Origin of the sequence: Veillonella sp. T34266-5 (assembly GCF_002959815.1) — a bacterium.
GTDB lineage: Bacteria > Bacillota > Negativicutes > Veillonellales > Veillonellaceae > Veillonella > Veillonella atypica.
This window is the reverse complement of record NZ_PPCZ01000003.1, coordinates 58,195-74,754: the sequence shown is the minus strand read 5'-3', so window position 1 is coordinate 74,754 and position 16,560 is coordinate 58,195. Positions and strand designations below refer to the sequence as shown.

Below are 16,560 nucleotides of genomic sequence, written 5' to 3'. Positions count from 1 at the left end.
TGGGTATATATGAAAATGAAGCCTGAAGAAATCACTGCTATAATCAAACAGCAGATTCAGGACTATGATGTTGACCTTAATGTCGATGACGTGGGTACTGTTCTCGACGTAGGGGATGGCATCGCCCATATTTATGGTCTTGAAAGAGCCATGGCCGGTGAATTGTTAGAATTACCACACGGCGTATATGGCTTGGTTTTGAACTTAGAATTAGACAATGTTGGTGCCGTACTACTTGGTGACGACTTCTTAATTAAAGAAGGCGATGAAGTACGCCGTACCGGCAAAATTATGGACGTACCAGTAGGGGATGCCCTTATTGGTCGTGTAGTTAATCCGTTGGGACAACCTATCGATGGTAAGGGTGCTATTCAAGCGACAGAACGTCGTCCTGTAGAACATCCAGCACCTGGTATTGCGGATCGTCAATCTGTAAACGAACCTTTGCAAACAGGCTTGAAAGCTATCGATGCGATGGTACCAATTGGCCGTGGTCAACGGGAGCTTATCATTGGTGACCGTGGTACAGGTAAAACAGCAATTGCTCTTGATACAATCATCAACCAAAAAGGTAAAGATGTTATCTGTATCTATGTAGCGATTGGTCAAAAAGAATCTACCGTAGCTCGTGTAGTACAAAAGTTAGAAGAAACTGGCGCATTGGATTATACAATCGTTGTTTCTGCTAGTGCTTCTACAGGGGCTCCATTACAATACATTGCTCCGTATGCAGGTGTTGCAATGGGCGAATATTTCATGTACAAAGGAAAACATGTACTCTGCGTATATGATGACTTAACAAAACAAGCGGCTGCATACCGTGCTATGTCTCTATTATTACGCCGTCCACCAGGGCGTGAAGCGTATCCAGGGGACGTATTCTACTTACACAGCCGTCTATTGGAACGTGCTGCGAAACTTTCACCAGAACTTGGTGGCGGTTCTATTACAGCATTACCAATCATTGAAACGCAAGCAGGTGACGTATCTGCTTATATCCCAACAAACGTAATTTCCATTACTGATGGTCAAATTTTCTTGGGCACAGATATGTTCTACTCCGGTATTCGTCCTGCTGTTGACGTAGGTTTGTCCGTATCTCGTGTAGGTGGTAGTGCGCAAACTAAAGCGATGAAACAAGTAGCTGGTCAATTGCGTTTGGACCTTGCTCAATATCGTGAATTGGCAGCATTCGCTCAGTTCGGTTCCGATCTTGATGCAGCTACAAAAGCACAACTAGACCGTGGTGAACGTTTGACTGAAATGTTAAAACAAGGTCAATATGAGCCAATGAGTGTAGCCGAAATGGTTATTAATCTATACGCTGGTACTAAGGGATACTTAGCTAGCATTCAAGTAGCTGATGTGTTGGCATTCGAAGCTGAATTATTGCGTTTTATTCGTGCAAATTATCCTGAAATTATCAGCAATATTGAAAGCACAAATAAACTTGATGAAACAACAGAAAACTTGTTGAAACAAGCTATTCCAGAATGTGTAGAAGCCTTTGGTGCTACACATACATTAGTTTCCCGTAAGGAGGCGTAATGTATGGCTAGTGCACAAGATTTGCGAAAGCGTATAAAGAGTGTTACTAATACGCAACAAATAACAAAAGCGATGAAGATGGTAGCTTCTGCTCGTCTTCGTAGGGCTCAAGCGAAAGCTGATGCAACGCGGCCATACGCAGAAAAAATAGGGCAAATCTTGCGTCATATCTCCACTAGTGATTTACGAGATTATGTAAGTCCTCTACTTGAAAGTAGACCTGTGAAACGAACTTGTTATATCGTTATCGGTGCTGACAAGGGCCTTGCAGGCGCCTACTCGTCTAATGTATTAAAATTGGCAATGGAACAAATCGGTCAAAAAACTACTGATGAATATTGCCTCATTACAGCTGGGCGAAAACCAAAGGATAGTTTGAAATCTCGTCACTATCACATTGATCAATCGTACAGTGGTTTTTCCGACAAACCGAGTTACGAACACGCGCGACATATTATGGATCATGCACTTTCATTATATGAACGTCATGAAGTTGACGAAGTTATCATGATTTATACGCGCTTTGTAAATTCTATGACGCAAATTGCACAGGCAGAGCGCATTCTACCGTTAGAGCAACCAGATGATGAAGTTAAGGGCGAAGAGTATGAATTTATGCCGGACCCTGCAGCAGTTCTGGATGCATTATTACCAAAATATTTAGAAATTACCGTATATAATGGATTGCTACAAGCGGCAGCTAGCGAATTAGGTGCTCGTATGACAGCTATGACGTCTGCTACTGATAATGCTGGGGATCTCATCAGTTCCTTAGGGCTTGAATATAACAAATTACGTCAATCCAGTATTACGAATGAAATTTCTGAAATTGTTGGCGGTGCTAATGCCTTGCAATAGATAAGGAGAGACCTCTTAATGAGTAATAATATTGGGAAAGTGGTGCAGGTCATCGGCCCAGTTGTAGACGTGCGTTTTGAAGCTGGTCATTTACCAGCTATCTATAACGCCATCCACATCTACCATGACCATAAAGCGCACGATAGACAAAAAATTGTAGTAGAAGTTATGCAACACTTAGGGGACGATATGGTTCGCTGCGTTGCTATGAGTTCTACTGATGGTATGACCCGTGGTATGGAAGCAGAAGATACTGGTGCTGCAATCTCCGTACCAGTTGGTGAAGGTGTATTGGGTCGTATCTTTAATGTGCTAGGGGAAACCGTAGACCATGATCCAGCTCCTGTAGTAGCTGATGAAATGTGGCCTATCCATCGTCCAGCACCTAAATTTGATGACCTTTCACCAGATACGCAAATCCTTGAAACGGGTATCAAAGTCGTAGACTTGATTGCACCATATGTAAAAGGTGGTAAAATCGGTTTGTTCGGCGGTGCCGGCGTAGGTAAAACCGTATTGATTATGGAATTGATTCACAATGTTGCAACAGAACATGGTGGCTATTCCGTATTCTCCGGCGTAGGTGAACGTACCCGTGAAGGTAATGACCTTTGGAACGAAATGAAGGAATCCGGCGTTATTAATAAAACAGCCTTGGTATATGGCCAAATGAATGAGCCACCTGGGGCTCGTATGCGCGTTGGTTTGACAGGCCTTACAATGGCTGAATATTTCCGTGATGTGAAGAAACAAGACGTGCTCTTATTTATCGATAACATCTTCCGTTTCATTCAAGCCGGCTCTGAAGTATCTGCCCTTTTAGGTCGTATGCCATCTGCCGTAGGTTATCAACCTACATTGGCAAATGACGTTGGGGCATTGCAAGAACGTATTACATCTACAAAAGAAGGTTCCATTACGTCTGTACAAGCCGTATACGTACCTGCCGATGACTTGACTGACCCTGCACCAGCAGCTACATTTGCTCACTTGGATGCAACAACAGTATTGTCCCGTTCCATTGCGGAACTTGGTATTTATCCTGCCGTAGATCCACTTGATTCTACAAGCCGTATTTTGGACCCTCATGTACTTGGGGATGAACATTATAATGTGGCTCGTGGCGTTCAAGAAGTATTGCAAAAATATCGCGACTTACAAGATATCATCGCAATCCTTGGTATGGAAGAATTATCTGATGAAGATAAGTTAACTGTATCTCGGGCTCGTAAAATTCAACGTTTCTTGAGTCAACCATTCTTCGTAGCGGAAGTATTTACTGGTTCTCCTGGTAAATATGTACCGTTACAAGAAACATTGCGTGGCTTTAAAGAAATCCTTGATGGTAAACATGATGATTTACCAGAAGGCGCATTCTACATGGTTGGTACCATTGATGAAGCCGTTGCAAAAGCAAAGGAAATGCAAGAGAAGGGGGAATAATCCATGGCGGAACCTATGACCCTAACGATAATAACACCTGATGCGATTGTATATGATGGTAAGGCTGACTTTTTCGTAGGACATGCTATCGATGGCGAATTTGGTGTATTGCCTAATCATGCACCTATGATTATCGCCCTTGATATGGCACCTCTACGTGTCGATAATCCTGATGGACAACAGCATACATTTGCTGTTTTCGGAGGTTTTGTTGAAATTGAACATAATAAGGTAAGCATTGTAACACCTAATTGTGAAAGTCCAGAAGCCATCGACATCGATCGTGCAAAACGAGCAAAAGAACGCGCTGAAGGCCGTTTGTCTAACCCTACACCTGATATAGATGTAGAGCGTGCTGAACTCGCCTTAGCTCGGGCATTACTTCGTTTAAAGGTAACACAACGCATATAGTAGTTATACATTGATATAGCCTTGGTAAATAAGGAGTACTCTCGTAGTACTCCTTATTTACTTGTATACGCAAAAAGGGTGTCACCCATGTGGGCGACACCCTTTTGCTGTTGCATTATTTTGAATTATAATACACTAACACCTTTTAAAGAGTAAGCTGTATTTTTAGGTTGTTCCACTTGGAATTCGTAGTCAGGAACAACTGGCATCTCTGCATTGATACCAGGAGCTTGATAACGATCTCGATCTGTTGGAACACGTTTATATGGTAATTGTTCAAGTAAATCTTTTATAACTTTATTCCATACGGATTTATGTGTTGGCATAGTCAAGGTATCATCGATTTGATTGAAACCACTACGGATGGTGTGAACCACACCTTCCTTGGTATCGTAGAAATAAATCATAGCAGATACCTTTGCTTGGATATGAATGTCATCGCTATCATCATGATAGTATTGACTGAGATAGGATGTTGGTAATTGTACATATATGTCTTGCATTGGGACCGGCATGATAACAATTTCAGAATGTTGTGATGCGGCCACTTCGGCTAAATCGACTGCTGTAATTTGCGTCAATGGTGTATTTGTACTTACCACAGCTGTGTCGTAGTAAGGATAGCGCAAGACATTTGCCACTGAATCAGATAGATATTTACCAAAGGCAGCTGTATTTTCGTTACGTAATGTTGTTGGTACTACAAGTGTTACCTTACGAGATGGGAAATTATCTAAATGACCATCGTAATTAGCTTTGCCAACGGTAGTAGGCGTGTTAGATGTGGTTGATGTAATTTGAATAGGCGACGTTTTTATGGTACCAGGATCTGGAATGATTTTTACTGGTGCTATTGGAATAGAACGGGCCTTGGTTGTTTGTGTATCAATATTTGCCGCATTAGCTATTGTGAAAGTTGAAACAAATGCTAAGGCGAGACAAAAACTGATACGCATGGTTGCTTCTCTTAAGTTCATATTCAGCTCTCCTTGATATAAATATAATCAAAACTATATGTTACAGTATACCATAGTTGTAATAAAAAAGAAGCAAGCCTCAGCTTGCTTCTTACTGTGGTGGACGATGACAGGATCGAACTGCCGACATCCTGCTTGTAAGGCAGGCGCTCTCCCAGCTGAGCTAATCGTCCATGTGGTGACCCGTCCGGGAATCGAACCCGGGATACCGCCGTGAAAGGGCGGTGTCTTAACCGCTTGACCAACGGGCCAATATTGGCTCCCCGAGTAGGACTCGAACCTACGACCGATCGGTTAACAGCCGATTGCTCTACCAACTGAGCTATCGAGGAATAATATAGTGATTATTATAAAGGAACATATCGATAATAGCAAGAGGAAATGTTATAAAAAGTTAAAAATTTTTAGCATATGCTATAACTAAAACACATAACAGAGATAGTTTAAGGAATGATAAAATAATTTGATGAGATAGTCATAAAAATCGATAATTGTATATATTGATGGAAAATCCAGCAATCAAGCGTATTTCTGAACATTTATTGACATTGATAAACAGGGGAGTTAGTAAATTAATTGTATTGAAGATAATCGTTATACATACTCATAATTAAAATCTTTCTACATAAAAATGATAGATAATCTCATTAAAGAAAGAAATATATTTTATGGTTGGAACACATATTGATTGGAAACGAAGCATATACAATAACAAAATGTGATATTTATTACAGTTATATAGCCTTTCACAAGAGTTAAGCTGGTATTTTTGAAATTATGAAAGTGCATAAAAAAGGTATAATTAATCATTGAAAAACATTATCAAATCGATAAATTTCATTGAGAAAACTGTATAGGTAAAGCGTTGAAAGGCCTTCTGTAGTGTGCTAGTATGGAGTCATAGAGTTAATCTTAGCTTAACACTTTGAGAATAAATGTATCTCATTGTATTAGAGTTAAATATCTAATTATTTTCCTGAGGAGGGATTATCTTGCGCGAGATTCAAGTATCTGAAATCACAAAAACAGTCCGTCAAATGTGTATGGACGCAGCTTACCACTTGCCAAAAGACATCTATGAAGGTTTGAAAAAAGGCCGTGAAACAGAAGAGTCTCCAGTTGGTTGCATCGTTCTCGATCAAATCATCAAAAATGCAGAAATTGCTGATGCTGAAGATCGTCCATACTGCCAAGATACTGGTATGACATTGGTATTCGTAGAAGTAGGTCAAGATGTACATTTTGTTGGTGGCGACCTTAAAGAAGCTATCAATGAAGGTGTTGCTCAAGGCTATGTAGAAGGTTACCTTCGTAAATCCGTTGTAGCAGAACCATTGTTCAACCGTAAAAACACTCAAAACAATACACCTGCAATCATCTACATCGATATCGTTCCTGGCGATAAAGTAGAAATCAACGTAGAACTTAAAGGTTTCGGTTCCGAAAACAAATCTGACGTAGCTATGTTGGTACCTGCAGATGGCGTTGAAGGCGTTAAAAATGCAGTTCTTGAAATCGTAAAACATGCTGGCCCTAACCCATGCCCTCCAATCGTACTTGGCGTTGGTATCGGTGGTACTATGGACCAAGCTGCTGTTATGTCTAAAAAAGCATTGCTTCGTGACATCAGCACACCTCACAAAGATCCAGAATATGCAAAATTGGAAGAAGAAATCTTGGAAATGGTTAATAAAACTGGTATCGGACCTCAATTGGGCGGTACTACAACTTGCCTAGGTGTAAACATCGAATGGGGTGCAACTCATATCGCTGGTCTTCCTGTTGCAGTAACTATTATGTGTCATGCTGCTCGTCATAAACACGTAGTACTTTAATCGATAGGAGGAAATTACAATGGCTGAAACAATTCGCATTAATACTGAAGAATATAATGAAGAATTTTCCCGTAAATTAAAAGTTGGTGATAGCGTACTTATCACTGGCAAAATTTACTCCGCTCGTGACGCTGCTCATAAAGTTATGACAGAAGCTTTAGCACGCGGTGAAAAATTACCAATCGATTGGACAAACAAATTCGTTTACTACTTAGGACCTACACCTGCAAAACCTGGTGACCCAATTGGTTCTGCTGGTCCTACAACTTCTGGTCGTATGGACGCTTACACACCAACAATGCTTGATCAAGGTATCAAAGGCATGATTGGTAAAGGTTCCCGTAAACCAGCAGTAGTAGAATCCATGAAGAAAAATGGTTGCACATACTTCGCAGCAGTTGGTGGCGCTGCAGCATTGATTGCAAAATCCATCAAAAAATACGAAGTACTTGCTTATGGTGAACTTGGTCCAGAAGCTTTGGCTGAATTAACAGTTGAAGATTTCCCTTGCATCGTAGTTGGCGATACTGAAGGTAACAACTTCTACGAACAAGGCCAAAAACCTTACAGAAAAATCTAATATCACCACTGAGTGATTGAAAGAGGCTTGCTTTAGCAAGCCTCTTTTTTGTATTTCAAACTAGTAATATATACAATAGATTAATTTATCATAAGAATTTCACGCATATGTCCTATAGTTTGGTCTATAAAAGACATATAATTTATGATAATATATTTATAGATTTGAATATTAAAAAGGGGCGATATCATGCATTCTATTGAAACAATTAGACAAGAAGTGCATACTGCTATGGAAGAACTCTTAACAGTAGCAAAGGTACACGAAGGACAGCTATTTGTAGTGGGATGTTCTACAAGTGAGATTTGTGGTAAAAAGATTGGCACTGATTCACATGAGGATGTAGCAGCTGTTGTATTTGACGAGATTTATAAAGCCGTTAGCGAACGAGGTTTATATCTGGCTGTACAATGTTGTGAACATATAAATAGAGCCCTTGTAATGGAACGTGAGGCTATGACTTGGGAAGAGGAATGTAATGTAGTTCCTCAATTGCATGCTGGCGGCGCTATGGCTATGACGGCGTATAACCGCTTTAAGGATCCTGTAATTGTTGAATTTATACAAGCAGATGCAGGGATTGATATAGGGGATACTTTCATCGGTATGCATATGAAACATGTAACTGTTCCTGTACGATTAAGTCTTAAGGAAATTGGGGAAGCGCATGTGACAGCTTGTCGTGTTCGCCCTAAGAGTATCGGCGGTAGCCGTGCGGTATATAATGACGCATTATTATAAGAGGAGAATGTAATGTCAACGTTTATCCCATATGTCGTATTGGCCGTTGTCGTACTTGGTTTCTTTGGAGTATGTTATGCGGTATTTAATAAAAGTGAAAGTAGTAGTGAAGCGCATTCTGTAAAATCAAAGCCTTCGAAAAAAACACGTCCAGGGCGTTTGTATGAACAAGAAAAGGTACATATAACACCTCGGGAAACGCATGATGGTGTTGACGTATACGAGGCTCATGTTGATGAACGGATACCTGTTAGTAAGGATGCTATTAAATTAGATAATTCTGTAGAACAACATAATTTTGAGAATTCTGTTGACGCTGAACCTATTATTGCCGAACCTATTGTTACAGAGCCTGCTGTTGTGGAACCTATTGATGAAGGGTCTGATACAGAAAAAACAATGGAAATTCCCGCAGTTGAATCTTCTACAGAGGATACTATTGCATTAGGCGAGTCTCCTGATGTGATGGACGAAACACGGTGCTTTGATGCTGATGCTACACAGATGTTTGGTAGTGAAAATGGTGAGGTAGTAAATCCACAAGGCCCATCTGCACTAGAAGAAACGCGCATGTTTAATGCTGATGAAATTAATGAACATTTATCCAACATAGAAGAGGATGAACCAGAACCAATTGGGCCATGGGCACAGGCCGCTCAAGAGGATAAACGCGTAGCCCTTGCTATTGAGCCATTTGCACATGCCTTTGGTGTCGTGCATGGTGATGCTATGCAGTTCGTAGCAGATATTACACGAGATGCATTAGCTGTTTTGGGCATTACGAAATTAAGTGAAGTTAAATTACTATTGCAAAATATCGTAATTCAAGAAGCATTATTGGCTATGCAAAAAGCCTATGCAGGCACGCCGACGACGTGGATGAAAACAGCTGCGCTAGAAGCCTTTTCCGATGTGGTTCAATCGCCTAAGTCGAGTACACCATACTTGGTAGCTTTTGATGCGTTGCGCGTTTTACCACATCTTACATTAGGACATTTTCAAGTGATGGCGTTAACATTATTATTACAATACTCTCGTAATTCTAATAACTATGGACGCATTCATTTCCAACATTATGTTGAAAAATACATCGAACCATTTATTTCTGATTTGCCTCATGACTCATCCTTTTATCGTCAGCTAGACTATTTACGTTGTACTCAGCAAGAACGTGAGTCAGTAACATTGACACAATTATTGAGTAATTCTTATCCATTTGTATTTAACTATCGTGGTTTTACAAAGGAAGAGTTGTTCCGTGCTACTGATGGCCGCGGCGTAGATCCACGATTTGTGGTGCGCAGCCTAAACTCTAATCTTTATAAATTGGCTGTCGTCGATGAATCATTGGCACAACGCTTCTTTAGAGAGGCTCGCATCTCTGATCCAATGGTGCAACGTGATCTCATAGCTTTGATGAAGAGTAAACCTACTGCATTTAGAGGGGAAGAGGCTCGTCAAATCATGGACGATATTAGTCCGGTTCTTTCTGATTTGGCTCGCGTCTATGATGAAAGCCCTATGTGTTCTATTTCTCTCACATTACTTGGTCTCTATTTAGGTCGAGCTCATGTGAAAGCAACCATTGGGGAAGAATTTGATTTATCTCATTGGTTCTAATTCTATACATATATACAATAAACCGCCTAAGGCTATGCCTAGGCGGTTTTGTGTTGCGTACACGCTGTATTTAATTGTTAAATCCAAATTCTACAATTTGTTGAGGGGCTAATAATGTAACATGACGGCCATTGATTTCAATGATGCCTTCATCACGCAATCTGCCAAGCTCGCGGCTTAATGCGGTACGTGAAACGTTGAGGGCTTCTGCCATTTGTTCACGATTATGAGGTAATACTAGTTTTTCACTATGTTGCATCGTATAGATGTCTGTAAGGTAAGCGTAAATTTTTTCACGCATCCCTTTCAATGTTAAATAGTGAACCTTTTTGGTAAGAAGTAATGCTTTTTCCGATAAATCTTCTAATAGATTGGAAAGGATTTTGGTTTGGCATTGATGGCAATCCGGTAATGTTTCGATAAATGTTTCTAGAGGAATAAACATAATCTTTGATGGCTTCAATGCTTTTATAGTGGCTGGCCAAAGAGGACGTTTACTAAACAATAAGGCTTCTCCAAACATAGAGGAGGCTTCTAGATTAGCCATGATGACCCGTTGACCTAGCACATTTTCGCGCGTGAGAAGGGCACTGCCTTCTAAAATAACACCAATCCCTTCCATAGGATCCCCAGATATGGCGATGAAATCATTCTTTTTATAAGTGTGAATGATGACCTTTGCATTATGTAGGTAACTAGTCAGTTCCGGTGTTCCTAATGTATTAAATAGGGGACAAGATGTTAAGACTGGTAAGTATTGTTTGATAATGTCATCAGAGAGAATTTGTTTTACCATGTGTGCCTCCTAATATAGTATAAGGCATTATTAGCCTAACATACCTATTATATGGTGTGATAATTTTAATAGGTAATCTGTAATGAGTATTGTATAATAATTATATGTGCTCTAGTGAGCCACCTGTTCCAAAAGGGGAGTCAGGAAATTTTTGAAAAAGTTTTTATTTGTTGCTCAAGCTACAGAAATTGTATCACCTTTACGTTATACTTTCAATGTAATCAATCAGATACCTGATAATTTATCAGTGTAATGTATAGGTTTTAAATTATCTAGCTTGAATGCGAGAAAGTCTCGCGAAGGAGGATTTTAAATGAGCATGTTCTGTTATCAATGCGAACAATCTGCAGCACCAGGCGGCTGTACTGTACAAGGTGTATGTGGTAAAACTGCACCAGTTGCTAACTTACAAGACGAATTAACTGCTGCTTTAGTTGGTTTAGCACGCGCTTTAGACGTAAAAGGCCAAACTAAAGAAGGCGTTGACTATTTAATGCGTGGTTTGTTCATGTGTGTAACAAACGTAAACTTCTCTGAAGACCGCGTTCAAGAATTCATCGACGAAGTAAACGCTTATCATGCAAAAATCGATAGCGCAGCACAAAACTTCGATTGGGAACAATTGTGGAAAGGTGAAGAAGATATCGTATCCCTTCGTTCCACATTATTGTTAGGTATGCGTGGTATGGCTGCTTATGCATGGCATGCTGCTCGTCTTGGTTTCCATGATGCTGATGTTGATGCATGGTTCATCAAAGGCTTGGTAGAATTCGCTAAAGATCACAGCGCTGAAGAATGGTTGAACTTGTTGATGGAATTCGGTCAAATCAACTTGAAATGCATGGCTATTCTTGATAAAGCAAACACTGAAACATATGGTACTCCAGTACCAACTACAGTACCTTTGACTGTAGAACCAGGTCCTTTCATCGTTGTAACTGGTCATGACCTTCACGATTTGAACCAATTGTTGGAACAAACTGATGGTAAAGGCGTAAACATCTATACTCATGGTGAAATGTTACCTTGCCACGCTTACCCTGAATTGAAAAAACATCCTCAATTGAAAGGTAACTTCGGTACTGCATGGCAAAACCAACAAAAAGAATTCGTTGACGTTCCTGGTGCATTCTTGTTCACTACAAACTGCATTATGCCACCAAAAGAAAACTACAAAGCTAATATCTTCACTACAGATATGGTAGGTTTCGACGGCTGTGCACACGTAGAAGAAAAAGCTGACGGCACAAAAGACTTCTCCGCTGTTATCGAACGTGCCATCGAATTGGGCGGCTACAAAGAAGCTCAAGAATTCACTGGCATTAACGGTGGTCACGAAGTAACTACTGGTTTCGGTCATGGCACAGTATTAGGTATTGCTGATAAAGTAATCGACGCTGTAAAAGCTGGCGCAATCAAACACTTCTTCTTAGTTGGTGGTTGTGACGGTGCTAAAGTAGGCCGTAACTACTACACAGAATTCGTAAAACAAACTCCAGATGATACTGTAGTATTGACATTGGCTTGTGGTAAATTCCGCTTCAACGACCTTAACATCGGTGAAATCGGTGGTATCCCTCGTATCCTTGATATGGGTCAATGTAACGATGCTTACTCCGCTATTCAAGTAGCAGTAGCTTTAGCTGGTGCATTTGAATGTGACGTAAACGACTTGCCATTAACATTGGTATTGTCCTGGTACGAACAAAAAGCGGTATGTATCTTGTTAACATTGTTGGCATTGGGTATCCGCAACATTTACATCGGACCTTCCTTGCCTAAATTCTTCTCCAGCAATGTATTGAACATTTTGGTAGAAAAATTCAACTTGCATCCAATTACAACTCCAGAAGCTGATATGAAAGCTATCTTGGGCTAATCGGATTAATACCTGATAACAGCGGCCCTAATCCCCTCTCTCTTATATGATTCGGGCTGTTGCTATATAAATTAGGCTATGCCATCTTCGGATGGTATAGCCTTTTTTGTCGTAATTATATACAATTGTATCAATGGAATATGTATACTTTACTTTATTAGATTAAGAGTGATGTGGGATTTGGAGGGATGCAGTAATGGAACTTCAAGAAAGAATTGATGCTTTAGATTTATGGGATGAGATGCCATACTCATTAGAGATTAAAGATTTTGGTAATACTGTTATATTAGTATCGGAATCTGCTGAAATTCGTTTTATTAATTGCGTAGAAATTTCAATTAAAAGTAGTCTTTTAGTTAAGAATGAATCCATGAAATTTCATAACTACCGTAATCATGAATATGATGTTCAGGATATTAGTGTAGAGCCGTGTGTTGTTACAATAGATGGAACCATGACTCATAATAAGAAAACGGTAACTCCAATCTTAAATGGAGTTAAGGCCAAAATTGATTTAACGGTTGTATGGATTGAACTAATTGCTGTTGATTTTATAATTTATACTAAGGAGCAAGAAGAAAAATTAATCCAATCTAAGTTTAGCTATAAAGATGTTATTAAAGAGTGGTAAATATGTTTGATAATCCTTGGTAGTTTTGTGAAGAAGCGTCTAGCCTGAGTGGATAAAAATGTCGCTAATGTGCATATAGACAAGCCTCGATATTGATTGCTATACTATAGATAAGAATTAGATTATATCTTTATTTATATATGCATAGAGGTTCATTATGAACAGTATTTTTGATATTATCGGCCCGGTTATGATTGGCCCATCTAGTTCGCATACCGCTGGTGCAGCACGGCTTGGCAAGATGGCTCGTTGTATATTTGGGAATACGCCGAAGAAGGTTGAAATGACCTTGTATGGGTCGTTTGCAAAAACATATAAAGGGCATGGTACAGATCGTGCCTTATTAGGTGGTTTATTAGGCTTTAAAGAGGATGATAAACGCATCCGCAATGCAAAGGAACTCGCTGATGAAGCAGGTTTAGACTATACTTTCATCGAATCACCACTCGATATAGGACATCCGAATGTAGTTAAGTTTGATTTATACGGCGACCATAATCGTCATATGTCCGTTGTAGGTCGTTCGATTGGTGGTGGTCAAATCATGATTACCGAGGTTGATGGCAATGATATGTCCATTACGGGCGATGAATTTACCCTTGTTGTATTCCATGAGGATAGACCTGGTGCAATTTCTCTCATTAGTCAGGCCTTGAGTGAATCGGATATCAACATTGCGTCCATGCGCGTGTTTAGAAAGGGTAAATACAAGGACGCGGTTATGGTAATTACTACAGATTCCGTTGTAAACCCTATTACAGTACAATTTATGCGTGAATGCCCAGGTATCCAAGATGTGATGACCTTTGAGGCCCTATAGGAGGATATGATGAGTTACGAATATGAAACGATAGCTGATATTATCCGCCTTAGCGAAGAGAATAACATATCTTTTGGTGATGTGGTAATGCGCAGTGAGCTAGAACAGTATGATCGTAGTGAAAAGGAAATCGTTAAAGAAATTAAGCATCGATTAAGTATTTTTGAGGCCTCCATTCACGATGGTATGCGTCATTTACAGCGGACTCAATCCAATATGTCTGGTGGTGATGCGGCTCGTTTAATGAAACGAAAACCATTATTCATGAGTGAAACTGCTTATAAGGCGATGTCTTATGCTATTGCGGTCAACGAAGCTAATGCGAAAATGTTCAGAATTGTGGCTTGCCCAACGGCAGGTTCTTGTGGCGTTATGCCTGGCGCCATTCAGGCCGTGGCTGAGCAATACAAACTAGATAGAGATGTCTTGGTGAAAGGATTCCTTGCCGCATCAGGCGTAGGGAATGTGGTTGCTAATCGCGCTTGTGTAGCCGGTGCGGTCGGTGGCTGTCAAGCTGAGATTGGTACAGCTGCATGTATGGCGGCAGCTGCCATTGTAGAAATGATGGGCGGTACTGCTCGTCAGGTCGGGCATGCCGTGTCATTGTGTATGAAAAATTTACTAGGCCTTGCGTGTGATCCTGTGGCAGGTCTTGTTGAGGTGCCCTGTGTGAAACGGAATGGCGTGTATGCCGTTCATGCCATTACAGCGGCTGAACTTGCTTTAGCTGGTATTGAAAGCCAAATTCCTACCGATGAGGTAATTGAGGCTATGAATAATATTGGCCGCGCTATGCCTGCAGCCCTTCGCGAAACAAGTGATGGTGGCTTAGCGGTTACTCAAACAGGTCTTGCCATAGCGGAGAAGGTTCGGTCACTATAATTACATATATACAAAAGGTTCACTATTATGAGCATAATCTGTAATGTGCTTATAGTATGTGAGCCTTTTTTCATAACCCTATTTGTAGTACAATAAAAAGATAAATAGAAGGGAGGGTAGATGTATGGAACAAGCTATACGTTTGCTGACAATTTTAGAAGAAGCGGGCTTTGAGGCTTTCATCATTGGCGGCGCTGTACGAGATATGCTTATGCATGTAAAGCCACACGATTTTGATATCGTTACATCTGCTCGACCTGAACAGGTCATCTCTGTTTTAGACGATGCGAATATTGAAACGACAGGCATGATAGGTAAATCCTTTGGCGTGGTAGTAGCTATTGTAGATGGAAAACATTATGAAGTGGCTACCTATCGCAAGGAACGGTATGGTGCAGATAGCCATCGTCCTGAAGAGGTCATCTATGCAGATACGTTGGAAGAAGATGTAAAACGTCGCGATTTTACCGTTAATGGTATGGCGATGAATCGCTATAAGGAGGTTATCGACCTCGTCGGTGGGCGCCGAGATATTAAGCATAAAGTGTTGCGCACTATCGGGAATCCAGAAGAACGTTTTCAAGAGGATGCACTGCGATTATTTAGAGCTTGTCGATTTATAGCCAAACTCGATTTTCTTCCTGATAAGGCCTTATTAGAGGCTATGCCTAAAGCGTTTCATCGTGTATCGGGGCTTTCACTAGAACGAGTACGAAATGAATTGGACCGTTTATTATTGGAACCAGCGGTAGCGAAGGGTCTAGATGTACTTGTCCAATCGCGCTTGGCAGAATGTTCGTGCCGCGTCGTTGAAAATGGGAAAGTTAATGAGGTTCCTATATTGCCAGAGCTGTACCACCTAGTGGGATTACCACAAGAGAAGGCGTTTCACGAATTTGACGGCTGGTATCATACATTGGCTGTCGTTTCGGAAACGGAACCTGATTTAACCATTCGTTGGGGCGCTCTATTACATGATGTGGCAAAGGGCATGCCTACCATTAGGCAAGTTATCAATGGACGCTATACCGATCGAGGCCATGATAATCTAGGCGCTCAGATGGCCTATGACCTATTGATTCGTCTCGGCTATAATAAGAAATTCGCCAGTCGCGTGTCGTGGATTGTGAAAAATCACATGCGTTTTCATTTCTTCGTGCAAAATGAAGAGGCGGATGAGAAAAAATGGATGCGCAAGGAAATTCGTAGTGGCGAGTTTAGAGACAGTCAAAGTATGCGTGAAGCTTGGTTGCAGTTGGCGAAGGTTTGTGCTGCTGATGTCCTTGGGTGTGGTAAGCCGTATTCCGTCACTGATGGTACATTGGCATTCGGGGAATGTATGGCTGATTTAAGTCTAGAAATGCCGGTGCACACAAAAGATTTGAATTATGACAAACGCGTTCTAGAAGCCTGTGGCGATAATGTAGCGAAAGGGTTACAATATTTGATGCAACAGGTGCAAAATGGTGTTGTTAACAATACGCCAGATGATTTATATGAAGCACTTATCCATAAGTTGCAGAGGTCATCAAAGTAATA

15 protein-coding genes and 3 tRNA genes are annotated in these 16,560 nt (G+C 40.7%); 13 read left to right on the top strand and 5 right to left on the bottom strand.

The window, feature by feature from the left end:
• The first annotated feature begins 9 nt into the window (after positions 1-9).
• From atpA to atpC, 4 genes are read left to right on the top strand one after another with little or no spacing between them, the layout of a single operon-like run.
• A complete protein-coding gene (gene atpA, locus VIHSUH07_RS01275; protein WP_105083588.1) occupies positions 10-1,548 on the top strand; it encodes a F0F1 ATP synthase subunit alpha in 1,539 nt (512 codons plus the stop codon).
• 3 nt (positions 1,549-1,551) lie between these two features.
• Positions 1,552-2,406 (top strand): ATP synthase F1 subunit gamma, encoded by an 855-nt coding sequence (gene atpG / locus VIHSUH07_RS01270; RefSeq protein ID WP_016476484.1) that lies wholly within the window; start codon positions 1,552-1,554, stop codon positions 2,404-2,406.
• Positions 2,407-2,424: 18 nt separating this feature from the next.
• Positions 2,425-3,849, top strand: coding sequence for a F0F1 ATP synthase subunit beta (gene atpD, locus VIHSUH07_RS01265; RefSeq protein ID WP_009661688.1), 1,425 nt, complete (start codon positions 2,425-2,427; stop codon positions 3,847-3,849).
• Between the two features lie 3 nt (positions 3,850-3,852).
• Positions 3,853-4,260, top strand: coding sequence for an ATP synthase F1 subunit epsilon (gene atpC, locus VIHSUH07_RS01260; RefSeq protein WP_105083587.1), 408 nt, complete (start codon positions 3,853-3,855; stop codon positions 4,258-4,260).
• Between the two features lie 125 nt (positions 4,261-4,385).
• Here atpC and VIHSUH07_RS01255 read toward each other — a convergent pair whose 3' ends face one another.
• The 4 genes from VIHSUH07_RS01255 to VIHSUH07_RS01240 form a co-directional block, all read right to left on the bottom strand.
• On the bottom strand, positions 4,386-5,237 hold the full coding sequence (locus VIHSUH07_RS01255; protein WP_105083586.1) for a hypothetical protein: 852 nt from the start codon (positions 5,235-5,237) through the stop codon (positions 4,386-4,388).
• A gap of 97 nt (positions 5,238-5,334) precedes the next feature.
• Positions 5,335-5,410: transfer RNA gene (locus tag VIHSUH07_RS01250), tRNA-Val, on the bottom strand.
• A 3-nt stretch (positions 5,411-5,413) separates the two neighbouring features.
• A tRNA-Glu gene (locus VIHSUH07_RS01245) sits at positions 5,414-5,488 on the bottom strand.
• A gap of 5 nt (positions 5,489-5,493) precedes the next feature.
• A tRNA-Asn gene (locus tag VIHSUH07_RS01240) sits at positions 5,494-5,569 on the bottom strand.
• A gap of 660 nt (positions 5,570-6,229) precedes the next feature.
• On the opposite strand from VIHSUH07_RS01240, the gene VIHSUH07_RS01235 reads away from it, so the two are divergent.
• The 4 genes from VIHSUH07_RS01235 to VIHSUH07_RS01220 all read left to right on the top strand — a co-directional run bounded on the left by VIHSUH07_RS01235 (position 6,230) and on the right by VIHSUH07_RS01220 (position 10,013).
• A complete protein-coding gene (locus VIHSUH07_RS01235) occupies positions 6,230-7,072 on the top strand; it encodes a fumarate hydratase (RefSeq protein ID WP_105083585.1) in 843 nt (280 codons plus the stop codon).
• Between the two features lie 19 nt (positions 7,073-7,091).
• Positions 7,092-7,652: a Fe-S-containing hydro-lyase gene (locus tag VIHSUH07_RS01230; RefSeq protein ID WP_005385442.1), complete on the top strand. Its 561-nt coding sequence runs from the start codon at positions 7,092-7,094 to the stop codon at positions 7,650-7,652.
• Positions 7,653-7,841: 189 nt separating this feature from the next.
• On the top strand, positions 7,842-8,393 hold the full coding sequence (locus VIHSUH07_RS01225; RefSeq protein WP_105083584.1) for a TIGR01440 family protein: 552 nt from the start codon (positions 7,842-7,844) through the stop codon (positions 8,391-8,393).
• Positions 8,394-8,405: 12 nt separating this feature from the next.
• The gene (locus VIHSUH07_RS01220; RefSeq protein WP_105083583.1) at positions 8,406-10,013 is read left to right on the top strand and encodes an LPO_1073/Vpar_1526 family protein; all 1,608 of its coding nucleotides are present in this window, start codon (positions 8,406-8,408) and stop codon (positions 10,011-10,013) included.
• Positions 10,014-10,083: 70 nt separating this feature from the next.
• Here VIHSUH07_RS01220 and VIHSUH07_RS01215 read toward each other — a convergent pair whose 3' ends face one another.
• Positions 10,084-10,809: a Crp/Fnr family transcriptional regulator gene (locus VIHSUH07_RS01215; protein WP_105083582.1), complete on the bottom strand. Its 726-nt coding sequence runs from the start codon at positions 10,807-10,809 to the stop codon at positions 10,084-10,086.
• A 313-nt stretch (positions 10,810-11,122) separates the two neighbouring features.
• Here VIHSUH07_RS01215 and hcp point away from each other — a divergent pair, with 313 nt between their 5' ends.
• From hcp to VIHSUH07_RS01190, 5 genes are all read left to right on the top strand, one after another.
• Positions 11,123-12,688, top strand: a complete 1,566-nt coding sequence (gene hcp, locus VIHSUH07_RS01210; RefSeq protein ID WP_105083581.1) for a hydroxylamine reductase — start codon at positions 11,123-11,125, stop codon at positions 12,686-12,688.
• A 196-nt stretch (positions 12,689-12,884) separates the two neighbouring features.
• Positions 12,885-13,319 (top strand): hypothetical protein, encoded by a 435-nt coding sequence (locus VIHSUH07_RS01205; protein WP_105083580.1) that lies wholly within the window; start codon positions 12,885-12,887, stop codon positions 13,317-13,319.
• A gap of 157 nt (positions 13,320-13,476) precedes the next feature.
• Positions 13,477-14,139: an L-serine ammonia-lyase, iron-sulfur-dependent subunit beta gene (gene sdaAB / locus VIHSUH07_RS01200; protein ID WP_005377063.1), complete on the top strand. Its 663-nt coding sequence runs from the start codon at positions 13,477-13,479 to the stop codon at positions 14,137-14,139.
• 9 nt (positions 14,140-14,148) lie between these two features.
• A complete protein-coding gene (gene sdaAA, locus VIHSUH07_RS01195) occupies positions 14,149-15,021 on the top strand; it encodes an L-serine ammonia-lyase, iron-sulfur-dependent, subunit alpha (protein ID WP_105083579.1) in 873 nt (290 codons plus the stop codon).
• Positions 15,022-15,145: 124 nt separating this feature from the next.
• Positions 15,146-16,558 carry a CCA tRNA nucleotidyltransferase gene (locus VIHSUH07_RS01190; RefSeq protein ID WP_105083578.1) on the top strand — a complete coding sequence of 471 codons (1,413 nt, stop codon included), beginning with the start codon at positions 15,146-15,148 and terminating at the stop codon, positions 16,556-16,558.
• Positions 16,559-16,560: the final 2 nt, after the last annotated feature.

What these genes read in the sequence shown, in the direction of transcription:
- VIHSUH07_RS01220 (WP_105083583.1), top strand. Translation starts at nt 8,406, where the DNA reads ATGTCAACGTTTATCCCATATGTCGTATTGGCCGTTGTCGTACTTGGT.
- VIHSUH07_RS01215 (WP_105083582.1), bottom strand. Translation starts at nt 10,809, where the DNA reads ATGGTAAAACAAATTCTCTCTGATGACATTATCAAACAATACTTACCA.
- atpA (WP_105083588.1), top strand. Translation starts at nt 10, where the DNA reads ATGAAAATGAAGCCTGAAGAAATCACTGCTATAATCAAACAGCAGATT.
- atpD (WP_009661688.1), top strand. Translation starts at nt 2,425, where the DNA reads ATGAGTAATAATATTGGGAAAGTGGTGCAGGTCATCGGCCCAGTTGTA.
- sdaAB (WP_005377063.1), top strand. Translation starts at nt 13,477, where the DNA reads ATGAACAGTATTTTTGATATTATCGGCCCGGTTATGATTGGCCCATCT.
- VIHSUH07_RS01255 (WP_105083586.1), bottom strand. Translation starts at nt 5,237, where the DNA reads ATGAACTTAAGAGAAGCAACCATGCGTATCAGTTTTTGTCTCGCCTTA.
- VIHSUH07_RS01190 (WP_105083578.1), top strand. Translation starts at nt 15,146, where the DNA reads ATGGAACAAGCTATACGTTTGCTGACAATTTTAGAAGAAGCGGGCTTT.
- sdaAA (WP_105083579.1), top strand. Translation starts at nt 14,149, where the DNA reads ATGAGTTACGAATATGAAACGATAGCTGATATTATCCGCCTTAGCGAA.
- VIHSUH07_RS01230 (WP_005385442.1), top strand. Translation starts at nt 7,092, where the DNA reads ATGGCTGAAACAATTCGCATTAATACTGAAGAATATAATGAAGAATTT.
- hcp (WP_105083581.1), top strand. Translation starts at nt 11,123, where the DNA reads ATGAGCATGTTCTGTTATCAATGCGAACAATCTGCAGCACCAGGCGGC.
- atpG (WP_016476484.1), top strand. Translation starts at nt 1,552, where the DNA reads ATGGCTAGTGCACAAGATTTGCGAAAGCGTATAAAGAGTGTTACTAAT.
- VIHSUH07_RS01205 (WP_105083580.1), top strand. Translation starts at nt 12,885, where the DNA reads ATGGAACTTCAAGAAAGAATTGATGCTTTAGATTTATGGGATGAGATG.
- VIHSUH07_RS01225 (WP_105083584.1), top strand. Translation starts at nt 7,842, where the DNA reads ATGCATTCTATTGAAACAATTAGACAAGAAGTGCATACTGCTATGGAA.
- atpC (WP_105083587.1), top strand. Translation starts at nt 3,853, where the DNA reads ATGGCGGAACCTATGACCCTAACGATAATAACACCTGATGCGATTGTA.